The sequence below is a fragment of the Pseudomonas sp. HD57-3 genome (assembly GCF_056113135.1).
In genome coordinates, this window is record NZ_CM148568.1 from 3,893,849 (window position 1) to 3,910,140 (window position 16,292).

The 16,292-nt window shown below is 59.9% G+C and carries 8 protein-coding genes; 4 read left to right on the plus strand and 4 right to left on the minus strand.

From position 1 onward, the window contains the following. Window positions 1-5: 5 nt before the first annotated feature. Entirely contained in the window at window positions 6-1,007 is a 1,002-nt protein-coding gene (locus tag AC0R79_RS17415; protein ID WP_474730870.1) for an acyltransferase family protein, read from the minus strand. A gap of 59 nt (window positions 1,008-1,066) precedes the next feature. After that, window positions 1,067-3,361 (minus strand): fatty acid cis/trans isomerase, encoded by a 2,295-nt coding sequence (locus AC0R79_RS17420; protein WP_474730872.1) that lies wholly within the window; start codon window positions 3,359-3,361, stop codon window positions 1,067-1,069. A 158-nt stretch (window positions 3,362-3,519) separates the two neighbouring features. Between AC0R79_RS17420 and metH the strand changes: the two genes are divergently transcribed. Continuing rightward, on the plus strand, window positions 3,520-7,230 hold the full coding sequence (gene metH, locus AC0R79_RS17425; RefSeq protein WP_474730873.1) for a methionine synthase: 3,711 nt from the start codon (window positions 3,520-3,522) through the stop codon (window positions 7,228-7,230). Window positions 7,231-7,353: 123 nt separating this feature from the next. Then, window positions 7,354-7,572, plus strand: coding sequence for a DUF2970 domain-containing protein (locus tag AC0R79_RS17430; RefSeq protein ID WP_127798327.1), 219 nt, complete (start codon window positions 7,354-7,356; stop codon window positions 7,570-7,572). 5 nt (window positions 7,573-7,577) lie between these two features. On the opposite strand, the gene AC0R79_RS17435 is transcribed toward AC0R79_RS17430, so the two are convergent. Beyond that, window positions 7,578-8,651: an ABC transporter substrate-binding protein gene (locus AC0R79_RS17435; protein ID WP_127798328.1), complete on the minus strand. Its 1,074-nt coding sequence runs from the start codon at window positions 8,649-8,651 to the stop codon at window positions 7,578-7,580. Window positions 8,652-9,175: 524 nt separating this feature from the next. On the opposite strand from AC0R79_RS17435, the gene AC0R79_RS17440 reads away from it, so the two are divergent. Both AC0R79_RS17440 and AC0R79_RS17445 read left to right on the plus strand, forming a co-directional pair. After that, window positions 9,176-10,834, plus strand: a complete 1,659-nt coding sequence (locus tag AC0R79_RS17440) for a nitrite/sulfite reductase (RefSeq protein ID WP_127798329.1) — start codon at window positions 9,176-9,178, stop codon at window positions 10,832-10,834. Continuing rightward, complete coding sequence (locus AC0R79_RS17445; protein ID WP_007959510.1) at window positions 10,818-11,312, plus strand: DUF934 domain-containing protein; 495 nt, start codon at window positions 10,818-10,820, stop codon at window positions 11,310-11,312. Before AC0R79_RS17440 ends, AC0R79_RS17445 begins: the two co-directional genes overlap by 17 nt. A 42-nt stretch (window positions 11,313-11,354) precedes the next feature. Here AC0R79_RS17445 and AC0R79_RS17450 read toward each other — a convergent pair whose 3' ends face one another. Continuing rightward, window positions 11,355-16,232, minus strand: a complete 4,878-nt coding sequence (locus tag AC0R79_RS17450; RefSeq protein WP_474730876.1) for an NEL-type E3 ubiquitin ligase domain-containing protein — start codon at window positions 16,230-16,232, stop codon at window positions 11,355-11,357. Window positions 16,233-16,292: the final 60 nt, after the last annotated feature.

A 16,292-nucleotide genomic window follows, 5' to 3' on the forward strand; every position in this document is an offset into this window, starting at 1 on the left:
ATCGGCTAAGCGCCAGGTTCACCGTCAATCCGCGCTTTAAGCCATTGATAACTGCGTTTTTCGACCCATTCGTAGCTCAGCCACGAACCGATAGCGATGGCCAGCGCACAGACGACAAACATCAAATACGGGTTGATCCCGTAGCGTCGGGCCAGATAACCGCCGGCCGACAGCACCAGCACGTGCATCAGATACACCGAGTAAGAACAGTCACCCAGCAGCTTGAGCAGCCTGTTGCGCTCGACATGCCGCTCCAGCGCCATGCTGGCCATGACCAGCACCGCACTGGGCACGCCCCAGTTCAGCAATCGGGGTTCCGGCGGCAGATGATAGATCGCCAGCAACGCCGCACCGATCCCCAGCATCGGCAGCCACAGCGCCGGGCCGATCCAGCCGCGGCGGTAGAACATGCCGATGCCGATCCCCAGCAGGAACTCATAAACGATGTCCGAACGATAGAACTCGCTGACCCAGCCAAACCCGGTCCAGGTCTGGCACACCGCAAACAGCAGCGCCGCGACCACCAGCAAGCGCAGTTGCAGCCGGAACAACAGCGCCCAGGCGAACAGCACGTAGAACAGCATTTCGTAATTCAGGGTCCAGCCGACATTCAGGGTCGGGTAGATCCCGTAGCCGCCAGGGTTTTCGGTCGGGATAAACAGCAGCGACAGCAGCAAATGACTCCAGTCCACCGTCTGATCCGGCAACAATGGCCGGGCGAACACCACCAGCAACGCCATCAGCACCGTGTAGAGCCAATACGCCGGGACAATCCGGAACAGCCGATACAGCAGAAACCGCGCCGGCGGCAGTGCCTTGCCTTCGGTGGACAGGAAAATCACCAGCCCGCTGATCACGAAAAAGATATCGACGCCCACGGCGCCCTTGTCGATGAACAGCTGGCCTATCGGCCCGCGCGCCTCGAAGTCGAAGAAAATCTGCATGAAGTGATGGCAGACCACCGCCCACGCGGCGAGCGCTCGCAGGGCCTGCACTGAAATCAACATCGATGGTGCTCCCGATCCCGTACTTCACAGGATTGGGACAACCGCCATCGCTCAAACGATCAAAGATTCTCGTACCGGTTCATGTCCAGCACGCCCTCTTCCACCGGATCGGTTTCGTGGATGTACTGGCTCAGGTCATGGAAATAGGACCAGAACTGCGGATGGCTGCGGCGGATACCCCAACGTTCGACGATTTTCTCGAACTGCGCCGCGTCCTTTGCACTCTCCATGGCATCGACAAACGCCGGCACCTGATCCGCCGGGACGTTGAACATGAAATTCGGGTAGCTGCTGAGCACACCCGGATAGATCGTCAGCGTGTCCAGCCCCGGTTGATAGCGCAGCGATTCACCGAGCAGGAACGCCACGTTGCTGTGCGCACGGTTGCGCAGCAGGCTGTAGACCTCGCGTTTGCCGCTGCGGGTTTCGACCCGCAGCATGGTCGCTTCCGGCAATTGATCGATCACTTTCAGGCCGGCTGCCGGGCGCGAAGTCAGGCGACTGAGGGCCTGCTCGGCGTTCTGCAACGCCGGATCAATGTTCGGGCGCGAACAATAGGCGTCTTCACAGCGGTTGATCGGATCCGGACGCGCATTGAGATCGCCGTAGCGCGCCAGCAATTGCATGGCGAAATCGTGTTTCGGGTCTTTCTCGTCGAGTTTCAGCGCGGTCGGCTTGTCGTCATCGATGGCTTCGTAATCGAGCCACATCTTGAACTGGCCGCTGCTCTGGTACCAATCGTCGAGGTAATCCTCGCGAGAATCGGCGGGCATCAGGCGCAGGAAGTTCTGCTCGGCGCCGTTGCGGATCAGGTCGAAATACAGGCGTGTTTGCGCCTGATGGGAGACGTTGCCGAACACATCGAAATTCACCGCCAACTGGTAATAGGTGCGCTCCAGCAACGGATAGTCGAACAGCCACATGGTCTGCGGCACCTCGCCGATCAGGCCTTTGGTGACCGAAGCGCTGTCGAAGTGGCGGAAGATGCTCAGCAACGCGTTGTCGTTGCCGGCCCACAGAGTCGACCAGCTCGGTGCCGGCAGGTCGGCGTAGCTGTCACGGCGCAGGGCTTCGTATTTGTTTCGCTTGTTGCGGTAGTTGTGCCACAGGCTCAGGACGCTGCCGACGTCGTCGTTCTGCCCCGGCATCGCCAGCAACGGCGTGGCCTGGCCGCGATAGTTCGGGTCAGTGATGTACAGATCGTGTTCCGGGGCCTGGAACAGCGCCCAGAAGTTGTCGCGGATCACGTCGGTTGCGATCTGCCCACGGCACACCGGACCGCGAATGAAGGTGCGCACGAAGTATTCGGCGTTATCGAGCATGAACTGATAACGCGCCTGCGCAGGGATGGCTTCGAAGGTCGCGAACGGGTTGGCCCGGCTCTGCGGCCCGTAGCCCGGCAAGGCGTTGACCTGCCAGTTGCCGTTGTAGAACAGGCTTTTGACCCGTGCCATCTTCGCCGCGCTCAGCGGATAGGTGATGTGGGTCTTGTGCACGATCACGCCCTGCACCGGCCACAGGCGGTAATACACCTGAGTGCCCGGATCGTCGTTCGGGCGGCGCGTGGCGATCAGATCGATCGGCTGACCGGTCGGCGTGCGCGAACGCACCCACTGGAAGTAATGGCCCGGCTCGCCGTCCTTGAAATAGATGTGCGCCAGGAACCAGTGCTCGTACAGCCAGCGCCCGACCAGACTTTCCCGTGCGCCAGGCTGGTTGAGCAGGTTTTCCCACTGGACGATCTGCAGCGCCTCTTTAGCGCTCGGCGCCAGGCCTTGCTCGTCGATCGGCGCGCCGGACGCCAGCCAGCGTTGCAGCGTCTGGTATTGCTGATCGGTCAGGCCGGTCACCGCCAGCGGCATGCCTTCTTTCGGATGGGCACCGGCATAGCCGTCGAATTCGGCAGGCATCGCGCACAGGTTCTCGCGATTGAGGCCCAGCACGATGTCTTCCGGCAGTTTGGCGTTGGGTGTCAGCGGCGTTTTGTGTCCCAGCTCCAGCATGCGCGCCATCAGCGCCGCCTGACTGCCTTGGGCGTCGAGTACGGAATAGAAGTCTTTTTGCTGCCAGGCGCGTTTGCCGAAGGCGTCATAGAACAGCCGCGTGGTCGGTGCCGCCTGGGTGCGTTCGCCATCGTAGACCGGCATCTTGCTCGCGCCACGGGCCGCCCCTTCGCCGCTGCCAAGGTTCAACTGACAGGCAGAGTCGTAACACGCATGGCAGGCCACGCACTTCTCGGTGAAGATCGGCTGGATGTCTCGGGTGTAGGAGATAGGAGAAGAAATAGCGGGACTCTGCGCCGCCGCGCCAAAGCTTAAAAACAGCAATGCAATGCTGATGACGCGGTACGACATATCCCTGATCCTGATCCTGAATAAAAACGCCGCGATTCTACCGTTATGACGCCCGTACCAACATGAGCGATATTCATGCAAAAGCGCCACATGCTCTAAATCCGCACAGGTTTGTTATGATCCCGCTCCTTCGTCATGGTCTTTTTCGAGTAGTCCCAATGTCCGATCGCAGCGTCCGTCTTCAAGCTCTCAAGCAAGCTCTCAAAGAGCGCATCCTGATTCTCGACGGCGGCATGGGCACGATGATCCAGAGCTACAAGCTCGAAGAGCAGGATTATCGCGGCAAACGCTTCGCCGACTGGCCGAGCGACGTCAAGGGCAACAACGACCTGTTGGTCATCACCCGCCCTGATGTTATCGGCGGTATCGAAAAGGCCTACCTGGATGCCGGTGCCGACATCCTGGAAACCAACACCTTCAACGCCACCCGGATTTCCATGGCCGACTACGGCATGGAAGAACTGGCCTACGAACTCAACGTAGAAGGCGCACGACTGGCGCGCAAGGTCGCTGACGCCAAGACGGCCGAGAACCCGGACAAGCCGCGCTTCGTCGCCGGCGTGCTCGGTCCGACCAGTCGCACCTGCTCGCTGTCGCCGGACGTCAACAACCCGGGCTATCGCAACGTCACCTTCGATGAGCTGGTGGAAAACTACACCGAGGCCACCAAAGGCCTGATCGAGGGCGGCGCCGACCTGATCCTGATCGAAACCATCTTCGACACCCTCAACGCCAAGGCCGCGATCTTCGCCGTGCAAGGCGTGTTCGAAGAGCTGGGCTTCGAGTTGCCGATCATGATTTCCGGCACCATCACCGACGCCTCCGGCCGTACCCTGTCGGGCCAGACCACCGAAGCGTTCTGGAACTCCGTGGCCCACGCCAAACCGATTTCGGTCGGCCTGAACTGCGCCCTCGGTGCCCGCGAACTGCGTCCGTACCTGGAAGAGCTGTCGGACAAGGCCAGCACCCACGTTTCGGCGCACCCGAACGCCGGCCTGCCGAACGAATTCGGCGAGTACGACGAGCTGCCGGCAGACACCGCCAAAGTCATCGAAGAATTCGCCCAGAGCGGGTTCCTCAACATCGTCGGCGGTTGCTGCGGCACCACGCCGGGCCACATCGAAGCCATCGCCAAAGCCGTCGCCGGTTACGCGCCACGGCAGATTCCGGACATTCCGAAGGCCTGCCGCCTGTCGGGCCTGGAGCCGTTCACCATTGATCGCAGCTCGCTGTTCGTCAACGTCGGCGAGCGGACCAACATCACCGGTTCCGCGAAATTCGCCCGTCTGATCCGTGAAGACAACTACACCGAAGCCCTGGAAGTCGCCCTGCAGCAGGTCGAGGCCGGCGCCCAGGTGATCGACATCAACATGGACGAAGGGATGCTCGATTCGAAGAAGGCCATGGTGACCTTCCTCAATCTGATCGCCGGCGAGCCGGACATCTCCCGCGTACCGATCATGATCGACTCCTCGAAGTGGGAAGTGATCGAAGCCGGCCTCAAGTGCATCCAGGGCAAGGGCATCGTCAACTCGATCAGCATGAAAGAAGGCGTCGAGCAGTTCATCCACCACGCCAAACTGTGCAAACGCTACGGGGCCGCCGTGGTGGTGATGGCGTTCGACGAAGTCGGTCAGGCCGACACCGAAGCGCGCAAGAAAGAAATCTGCAAACGCTCCTACGACATTCTGGTCAACGAAGTCGGCTTCCCGCCGGAAGACATCATCTTCGACCCGAACATCTTCGCTGTGGCCACCGGTATCGAAGAACACAACAACTACGCTGTGGACTTCATCAACGCCTGTGCCTACATCCGTGACGAACTGCCGTATGCCCTGAGCTCCGGCGGCGTGTCCAACGTGTCGTTCTCGTTCCGTGGCAACAACCCGGTGCGCGAGGCGATTCACTCGGTGTTCCTGCTGTACGCGATCCGCGCCGGCCTGACCATGGGCATCGTCAACGCCGGTCAGCTGGAGATCTACGACCAGATCCCGCAGGAACTGCGCGACGCCGTCGAAGACGTGATCCTCAACCGCACGCCGGAAGGCACCGACGCCCTTCTCGCCATCGCCGACAAGTACAAGGGCGACGGCAGCGTCAAGGAAGCCGAGACCGAAGAATGGCGCAGCTGGGACGTCAACAAGCGTCTGGAGCATGCGCTGGTCAAGGGCATCACCACCCACATCGTCGAAGACACCGAAGAATCCCGTCAGTCGTTCGCGCGCCCGATCGAAGTGATCGAAGGCCCGCTGATGTCCGGCATGAACATCGTCGGTGACCTGTTCGGCGCCGGCAAAATGTTCCTGCCGCAGGTGGTGAAATCCGCCCGCGTGATGAAGCAGGCCGTGGCCCACCTGATCCCGTTCATCGAACTGGAAAAAGGCGACAAGCCGGAAGCCAAGGGCAAGATCCTCATGGCCACCGTAAAAGGCGACGTGCACGACATCGGCAAGAACATCGTCGGCGTGGTGCTGGGTTGCAACGGCTATGACATCGTCGACCTCGGCGTGATGGTGCCGGCCGAGAAGATCCTGCAGGTGGCCAAGGAGCAGAAATGCGACATCATCGGCCTGTCCGGCCTGATCACTCCGTCGCTGGATGAAATGGTCCACGTGGCCCGCGAGATGCAGCGCCAGGACTTCCACCTGCCGCTGATGATCGGCGGCGCGACCACCTCCAAGGCGCACACGGCGGTGAAGATCGAGCCGAAGTACAGCAACGACGCGGTGGTCTACGTGACCGACGCCTCCCGCGCTGTGGGCGTGGCGACGCAGTTGCTGTCCAAGGAACTGAAAGCCGGTTTCGTTCAGAAGACCCGCGAAGAGTACATCGACGTCCGCGAGCGCACCGCCAACCGCAGCGCCCGTACCGAACGCCTGAGCTACGCCGCGTCGATCGCGAAAAAACCGCAGTTCGACTGGGCCTCCTACACCCCGGTCAAACCGACCTTCACCGGCACCCGCGTGCTGGACAACATCGACCTCAACGTTCTGGCCGAATACATCGACTGGACGCCGTTCTTCATCTCCTGGGACCTGGCCGGCAAGTTCCCGCGCATCCTCGAAGACGAAGTGGTCGGTGAAGCGGCGACTTCGCTGTACAAGGACGCCCGCGAGATGCTGGCCAAGCTGATCGACGAGAAACTGATCAGCGCCCGTGCGGTGTTCGGCTTCTGGCCGGCCAATCAGGTGCACGACGACGATATCGAGCTGTACGGCGATGACGGCAAGCCGATGGCCCGCCTGCATCACCTGCGCCAGCAGATCATCAAGACCGACGGCAAACCGAACTTCTCGCTGGCCGACTTCGTCGCGCCGAAGGACAGTGAAGTGACCGACTATGTCGGTGGCTTCATCACCACCGCCGGCATCGGCGCCGAAGAAGTGGCCAAGGCCTATCAAGACGCTGGCGACGATTACAACTCGATCATGGTCAAGGCCCTGGCTGACCGTCTGGCCGAGGCCTGCGCCGAGTGGCTGCACCAGCAGGTGCGTAAAGAGCATTGGGGTTACGCCAAGGATGAAGTCCTCGACAACGAGGCATTGATCAAAGAGCAGTATTCCGGTATCCGCCCTGCCCCGGGCTACCCGGCGTGCCCGGATCACACCGAGAAGGCCACACTGTTCGCCCTGCTCGACCCTGAAGCCCAGGAAATGCGCGCCGGTCGCAGCGGCGTGTTCCTCACCGAGCACTACGCAATGTTCCCTGCAGCAGCGGTCAGCGGCTGGTATTTCGCCCATCCGCAGGCGCAATACTTCGCAGTGGGCAAGGTCGACAAGGATCAGGTGCAGAGCTACACCTCGCGCAAAGGCCAGGAACTGAGCCTGACCGAGCGCTGGCTGGCGCCTAATCTGGGTTACGACAACTAAGTCACGACAACCGATCCGGCTTCACGCGACACCCTGTGGGAGCCAATTGGCTCCCACAGGTATTTCTGCGACCTGAAAACGGTTGGCTATGCTTGTCTGACACACACGGCAGACGGGGGATTTATGGATGATCCAGTCAACAACAAGCCACCGACCTTCTGGCAGATGCTGCACAGCGTCATGGCGGCGGCGTTCGGGGTGCAGAGCGGCAAGAACCGGGCAAGGGACTTCACCCACGGCAAGCCCAGCCATTTCATCTTCCTGGGCATTGCATTCACGGCGGTATTTGCCCTGACGCTGTTCGGCATCGTGCAACTGGTGGTGCATCTGGCGGGCGCCTGATCCGCTCACCGCATCAACGTCTGCAGATTGAACGGATAGCGATACGAAACCGGACGGCCCTTCGCCGAGAGCTTGCGAAAGTGCACGCCGTAGTCCGGTGAGGTGCCCATGGCCAGCATTCGGCGGGCATGATCCTTGTCGATCAGTTGCAACAGCGGAATCTGCCGGTCACGACCGCCGTACTGATTCAGATCGACGCCTTGCGCGTGATCGTGCAACTCGACCAGCGCCCAGCCACCGAGGGTGAAATGCCCGCCGAGCAATGCGCTCAGGCGACCGTCGACCATGGCTTGCAAGGCCTCGTGCGAGGTGTTGACCGCGCTGAACAATACGTCCTTGCCCGGCACCTTGCCGACCTCGGACGCGGCGCGCATCGCCCCGAAGGCCATTTCATCATTGGCCGCCCACACCAGTGACACGTTCGGGTAGCGAACCAGCAATTGCTTCGCCTGCTCGTAGGCCCGCTGTTGCGTCCAGCCGCCGTAGACCAGTTGGCGCAAACGCACTTGAGGATGTTCAGCCAGCGCTCGCTGCATACCTTTTTCGCGCAGTTGCGCCGAGGGCGTGATCTTCAGGCCGGAAAACGCCAGCAGGTCGATGCTTTCACCGGACGCCACGGCTGGATGCAGACGAATCAGCTCCTTCATCATCAGGTAGCCGCCCTCCTCGTCATTGGGCACCAGGCTGCCGATGCGATCCGCGCGGTCGCTCACCAGCGCCTGCTGGTTGGGCGTCAGGGCCGAATTGACGATAAAGAGCTTCACACCGCTGTCGTTGGCCATGCGCAGAATCTGCGGCGCCACGTACTGTTCGTTGACGAACACCAGATAATCCGGGCGTTCAGGCCCCTGCAGGGCCAGTCGCGCCTGCGCCAGGGTCAGTTCCGGCTGGCGTTGAGCGTAGAGGATGCGCAGGTCGATGCCCAGATCCCGGGCGGCAGCCTGCATGAATTGCGAGTAGCTGACCCAGAACGCTTCCTGCGTCGAGCCCGGATTCAGGAACAGCACCGACTCTGCACGCGCGCAGGTACCGAAAACCGCGCCGAACAGCAGCAGGCTGAGGTGGAGAAGCTTGAACATGAATCATCCGGGCCCGGGGAAAAATGGCCGCGCATTATAGCCACTCATCGCCTGGCCTTTGGCGCTTGATCCCGCCTTTTGTCCGACAATCGTCGGAGGCGGGCCCGGACGGGTCGTTTTACTGATGACTGACCCAAAACACCGCTGTGCCCACGACCAGAATGATCAGGAACAGAATGGCCCATGCATCGACACTGCTATCGCTTTTCCTTGCCTTGGTTGGGTTGCTCATTGCATCGCCTCTTGTCGGTTTTATCGGTGATTGCAGAAAGACTCGACCACAGTTAAGACGATGATTGTCCGCACGACAAATGTGGGTTAGTTGACAGTGATTCTCGTTAGGCGATTTGGTGCTTTCCATATACTCAAACATCACTTTTGCGCATAACTGCAAACGGGTATATTGCCCCGGCTCCGTCATGGAGTGCGCGGCCGTGCGCGCAGAATTGCAGAGGAACCATCGGACTCCAGCAAGCGAAAACGCAGCGTTTTCCGAGTGGCCAAAGCCTGAGAACAGGACTTATATGTACGTATACGACGAGTACGATCAGCGGATCATCGAGGACCGCGTCAAGCAGTTCCGTGATCAGACCCGACGCTATCTGGCAGGTGAGCTGAGCGAAGAAGAATTCCGCCCCCTGCGCCTGCAAAATGGCCTGTATATCCAGCGTTTCGCGCCGATGTTGCGCGTGGCGGTGCCTTACGGCCAGCTGACTTCGCGCCAGATGCGCATGATGGCAAAAATCGCCCGCGACTATGACAAGGGCTACGCCCACATCAGTACCCGCCAGAACGTGCAGTTCAACTGGCCGGCGCTGGAAGACATCCCGGAGATTCTCGCCGAGCTGGCCACCGTGCAGATGCACGCGATCCAGACCAGCGGCAACTGCCTGCGCAACGTCACCACCGACCAGTTCGCCGGTGTCGCGTTCGATGAACTGATCGACCCGCGTCCGTGGTGTGAAATCGTTCGTCAGTGGACGACCTTCCACCCGGAATTCGCTTACTTGCCGCGCAAATTCAAGATCGCCGTCAACGGTTCGACCTCCGACCGTGCGGCCATCGAAGTCCACGACATCGGTCTTGAGCCGGTGCACAACGCTGCTGGCGAACTCGGTTTCCGCGTGCTGGTCGGCGGTGGTCTGGGCCGTACCCCGGTGGTCGGTGCGTTCATCAACGAATTCCTGCCATGGCAGGACCTGTTGAGCTACCTCGACGCCATCCTGCGGGTCTATAACCGCTACGGCCGTCGTGACAACAAATACAAGGCGCGGATCAAGATCCTCGTCAAGGCGTTGACTCCAGAAGTCTTCGCCCAGAAAGTCGATGCCGAGATGGAACACCTGCGCGGCGGCCAGACCACACTGACCGAAGCCGAAGTGCATCGCGTGGCCAAACACTTCGTCGACCCGGACTATAAGGCGCTGAGCAATCAAGACGCCGAACTGGCCGCCCTCGACAAAGAGCATCCAGGCTTCGCCCGCTGGCGCACCCGCAACACCCTGGCGCACAAGAAGCCGGGTTATGTGGCCGTGACCCTGTCCCTGAAGCCGACCGGCGTTGCGCCGGGCGACATCACCGACAAGCAGCTCGACGCCGTCGCCGACCTGGCCGACCGCTACAGCTTCGGTCAACTGCGCACCTCCCACGAGCAGAACATCATTCTGGCCGACGTCGAGCAGAGCCAACTGTTCACCCTCTGGGGCGAACTGCGTGAAGGTGGCTTCGCCACGCCGAACATCGGCTTGCTGACCGACATCATCTGCTGCCCTGGCGGTGATTTCTGCTCCCTGGCCAACGCCAAGTCGATCCCGATCGCCGAATCGATCCAGCGCCGTTTCGATGACCTGGACTACCTGTTCGACATCGGTGAACTGGACCTGAACATCTCCGGTTGCATGAACGCCTGCGGTCACCACCACGTCGGCCACATCGGCATTCTGGGTGTGGACAAGAAAGGTGAGGAGTTCTACCAGGTCTCGCTCGGCGGCAGCGCCAGCCGTGACGCCAGCCTGGGCAAGATCCTCGGCCCGTCCTTCGCCCAGGACGACATGCCGGACGTGATCTCCAAGCTGATCGACGTGTACGTGGAACAGCGCACCGAAGACGAGCGCTTCATCGACACCTACCAGCGTATTGGCATCGACCTCTTCAAGGAACGCGTCTATGCAGCGAATCATTAAGAACAACGAGGTCGTCGACGAAACCTGGCACCTGCTGCCCAAGGATTTCAACATCGACGAAATCAGCAATTGCGACGATCTGATCGTCCCGCTGCAGCTGTGGCGTGAACACGCCCGCATGCTCAAGGCGCGCGATGGCGGTCTTGGTGTTTGGCTGGACGCCGATGAAGAAGCCGAAGAAATCGGTGACGACGTCAATGAGTTCCAGGTGATTGCCCTGAACTTCCCGGCGTTCACCGACGGCCGCAACTACTCCAACGCCCGCCTGCTGCGTGACCGTTACGGTTTCAAAGGCGAACTGCGGGCGATTGGCGACGTGCTGCGCGACCAGCTGTTCTACATGCGCCGTTGCGGTTTCGATGCCTTCGCCCTGCGCGCAGACAAAGACCCGTACGACGCACTGGAAAGCCTAAAGGACTTCTCGGTGACCTATCAGGCCGCCACTGACGAACCGCTGCCGCTGTTCCGTCGCCGCTGATCGTGTACCCGAGCCTGCATTCGCAGGCTCGGGTATTGCCGTTTATCCCTCTCTTGTTCCCAATCTGTTCGGGCCCGGCGTGACCGGCAAGCTCAGACCTGGATGCCTCACCAGCGCCGCATTGGTCAGCTGTTTGCGCAGTTCCAGGCTTTCATTTCTGAAATTGTCGAAAATCGTCGTCATTTGCTGGCTGGCTGCCTCACGAGAAAGTCCGACTTGCGCTTCCAGTCGCGCAAACGCTAGAGCGCTGCGATCGAGAACGCTGGTAAATGCATCCTGACGTGTCGTCAGCAAATACTCGGCCCAGAACTCCTGCCTGCTGACTGACTCCGAGAGTTGCGTCGTCTGTTCGGCCCTCACGACCTCCAGATACGCATGATCGATCTGCGAGTCGGTCACCTCGGCATCCAGTGGCATATTCAGCTCCGTGGGTTGCGCCGGCAACGCCAGGCGCTGCGCCAGTCGCACTCGATAAATCAGGCTGATATCCAGCGCCTGACGCTGGGTGAAGGCTCCTGCGCGGGAACGCCGCGCGATATCGAGCAACGCCTGTTTTTCCACCTGCTGCAGACGAAACAGCCCGCGCAACAGACGAACCAGATCGCCTTCGAGCGTCTGTGTACCGGTGCGGGCCGCCGCCGCTGCCCGATAACACAGAACCCTGACCTCCAGATCGCTGAACAGTCCCGCAACATTGGGCGCATTGCTCCAGCCTGTGCGGGCCATGCGATACAGCGCGCGACGCAACGAGTCGTCCTCGCAGGCAGCTTCCAGTACATTCCATACTCGCTGCCCAAGCTGTTCGCGGGTTCGGGCGTAATCGGACGTTTCACGCAGTTGCATGAGCACTTCAAAAAAGTCTCTCGAGTCCGGATCGGCCGACAGTGACGACAACACTTGCTTCGCCCGACCGATCTCCACCGTCGGCAAGCCGTTTACCCATCCCGCCCCTTCCCGATCACCGGCCAGTCGTGCGGTGCTGGTGTACTCAGTGATGGTGACGCCCAGACTTATACCTTGTGACTGCTGGTACGCAGCGATGGCTTGCAGGCTTTCTGTCGACAACGGATTGCCATCGATCGTGGTGCCCCGATTCAGTACCGCGCGGGAGGTGAACACGGAAGACGGGATATCGACGATCTGGTTGTTGCGCAGATCGACTGATTCCAGGTGCGCAAGCGCATCGGTCGCGGGCCATTGGGTAATGCCGGTGTTGCGCAGATTCAGGTGGCGCAGATTGCGCATCGCACTGACATCCGGAGTGCGCCCCAGGAGCGGGTTGAAGCCCAGATCCAGTGTGTGCAGGTGATGCTTGCCGGCCAGCTCTACAATCGTCTGCTGAGTAAGCCGGATACGGTTGTTGCTCAGATCCAGACCTGTCAGCCCCGGCATGTCGCCGATCGCGACAGGGATGCGTGTCAGTCCGTTTCCTGACAGGTTCAGCACCCTCAGTCCGGGAAAATTACGCAGAAACGTGTTCAACCCTGCACTGGCGCCAACGCCGCTCATTTCCAGCGCGGTGATGTGGGCAAAGTCACCGATAAGGGTCGGCATATCCCCCAACGGCACCGCATCGAGCGTCAGATTGTAGGTCGGATGCCTCGGGTGCGACGCGTCGCGGGTTTCCTTGCGCCACGCGCGCAGAATGGCTTGCATGGCCCGGGCCTTGCTGTGGACCGGAACCTTGAGCCTGGGCCCTTCTTCATCCTGATAGTACGTGTCGCGATGAGTCCAGCGCTCCAGGGTTTCCACCATCGTCCGGTATTGCTCGCGCAACCGCTCAAGCGATCTGATGGCCAACACTTCGTCGGCGCCCAGTGAGGTCACGAAACGTTTGATCTGTGCGGTTGATTGGGTCGGGTACAACTCCTGCGCTCGACGCACGAGCGCGGGCGAAATGCCCAGAGATGGACTTGAAGGTGCCGATTGTTCGACGGTGACCTGTTCGATCCGGGGATCTGCCAGCCTCATGGGTGAACGGTAACTCGAGCGCACCGGTGCAATTTCCAGCACTTTGGCAAAGGCTTCGCGGCGCTGCAGCGCCAATGCGGTGATTTTCTGTCGCAAGCCCGTGCCGTCGACGTCCGTTTCAACGCCGATGGCCTTGCGACTGTGGACAGGAAGGCTTTCCCACAGCGCCTGGAAAAAATTCGCCCGGGTGCGTGACGGATGACTGGAGACGCTATTGTTGCGCGCATCCTGAACCTGATAACGCTCGGCATAGGCTTCGACAAGCACTTTGTGTGTGGCGTCGCTCGGGCCAACGACGGCCCGCTGATCGGCGTACACACCCCAGTCCAGAATTTCGACAAATACATCGCCGGGCCAGCCCGGCAAATGGCTCAAGGTGTCGAGTACCACCATGTCGGGATCGCGCCCACTGGCGGCGTCCAGATATAGCCCCTCGTAAGCGCGGTTCAACCGCTGTACCAGCTGATAGCGCCTGGCCTCCTCGGCCAGACGCAACGGTACGATATCGGATTCAAGCTGCGCCCATTCACGCGCATCGGCGTGTTGCACCAGTTCGTCGGCAACACTGGCTGAAAGCCCTGGAAACGCCTTGATGATCGACTCGCCTCTGGAAAGCTCGCAAACGTCGGTCCGCCGGAACAACCGGTCCATCATCGCCATGCGCATCCGCGGCGCCAGCCCGGCAATGTGCTTGCCCAGTAACGCAATCTGGTTTTTCGACTCCACGGTGGCCGAACCCAGCAAGCGAATGCGCTCACTGTCGCTGAGTGCCGCCAGGAGAGGTGCATAAAACTGACCGTTGCGCAGTGCATCCTCACTGAGGCTCACCTGGCGAGCAGTCTTGTCTGCGCCATAGCGTGTCACTTCGTTACCAGTGATGTCCTTCACAAGGATGGCCATGTCCTGTGGCCAGCGACCTGCCCCTGTCAGCAAATACAGCTGCAGATCGGCATCCGCCAATGAAGCGGACGCGGGCGTTTCAATTTGCGCCATGAACTGGCTGACGTCGGAATCGGCACGAAAGCGCCTCACCGAGTCCGTGAGCATCGCCATTGGCTTGCCGCGTTCGACAAACAATTTGCGCATGGCCGCCTGGCTGATCCCGCTGGCCGCAATGACTTGCAGGGCACGGATGTCTGAAATCCTTTCCTCGCGAAAACCCAGGCGACGGAACAGGGTCAGCGAATTCCACTCGTGGGGGAGTTCGGAATCATGACGCCAGGCGCCAGCCCCATTGGTCTCAAGCAACGGTGAATAACGCCCGGGCAGTTGCGGGTCATGGACCTCCCACAAGCTGGTGCCAGTGACCGGGCGCACTGCGTAGGCATCGGGCCCCAGCGGCAAATAGCGATTGTCTGCACGCCATACCAGCCCTCGCGCATCCGCTGCAAAGCTGCGGGGCAATGGCTCACGCTGACGGTAAGCCGCCATGTCCGGATTCCACAGGCGATAAGACATTGGGCCAACTGGAACGCGCCGTAGTCCTTGCATGAAACTCGACGAGCGCACGACGGTATAAGCCTTACCCACCGCAACACCACCGGCAGCAAAACCCGCCATGAGGATCAGGTTTTCAAGCGTGTCGAACAGGCAATCGGTGGCATGCTGCTGGTCGCCGTGGGCCCAGCTTTCAATACCCTCGTAGATCTGACCGAGCAACTGTATCCCGGCGACGGCACAAATGACCTCGCCGAGGACCGGCACGAAGGACACAAAAAACAACAAAGTGTTCAGCCCGATGGCTTTGTAGGTATCGTGCCTGGCAAGGCGGGTTTTCTCATCTTCATCATCGGTCGGCACCACCAGCAGGCGAATATCGGCCAGGACCTGCGCCGCGCGGTGCTGGAAGATCGCGAGAAACAGGTTCTGTCTTGCGTCACCCTCGAGATCGAGCCCTGAGAGCGGAAGAAAGGTCGTGGAAACGGGAAACTGATTCGGTCGGGCTTTCAACAGCCGTACATCGAGCCCGGTGAGGAAAACCGAGCGGTCTTTCATCTGGATAAAGCGCATGAAAAAACCGCGAAACTGCGAGTTGCGTAAACGCCCGCTCAACTCCAGCTCGAATTTCTGGAAGTTCGGGTATTCCTTGAGAGGATGATCGGGATCGCCAGGGGTATAGATCACACAACGGTAATCGCCATCCGTATGTTCACTGACTGGACCGATGAACATCGGCCCCTTGAGCTGTACCCCGAGCATTTCAAGGCTTTGATAACCCAGGGTGTTCTTGCCCAGCTTAATTGAAGGATCCGAGTTCCTGACCGACTCAAGCATGTGGTAAACATCGGAACTGATATGCCCACGCATATAAGCGATATGCCGCTCGACATCGAACTGGTCACTGGAATAGGCGATAGCGGATTCCTGCAAACTTGCGACCTCGCTGTCGCTACCGAAGAACCCTTCCACATGTTTCTGATATTGTTTGCCCAGATCCAGATAACGGCAAAGCCTGGCAAATTCGTGAGGCTGTATCGACAATACCTTATTATTGCGCCCGGTTATCTGCTGCGGGATGTACAGCAAGGAACTCTCGTGATAAGTGCTGGCCAGGGTTTCCGACAATTCGAAATTCTCGCAGGCCGCGGTCAACAAATCGCGATTGATGGGCAGCACCAGTTTTCTGCGCAGCCCCAAGAGGCTGGACGTAGAGCGCACATGCTGAAATATCGCCCCTTCGACCTCAAAGTCTTCGCCCAGCTTCTCGGCCATGGCCTTGGCCAACAGTGGCGTGCAAAAGCTCTGAGGGGATTTCAATGTGCGCAATTGCTCCAGCGCGGTTTGACGGGATTTGAAACTGGTCTTGAAACTTTCATAAAGATCGTTTCGGGCAGTTTCCGAAGACTCCAGCAACCAGCCAGGAATCTGTTTTTTATACAAGTCAAAAAAAACGCCCTGCTGAGCGGGCGTCATGACAGGCGAAATCGAATCACTCTTTTCAACATCCATGTTTAGCAACTTTATTTCTGAGAGGAGCTTTCAGAGTAAAGTTTCAGTCTCTTTCAATAC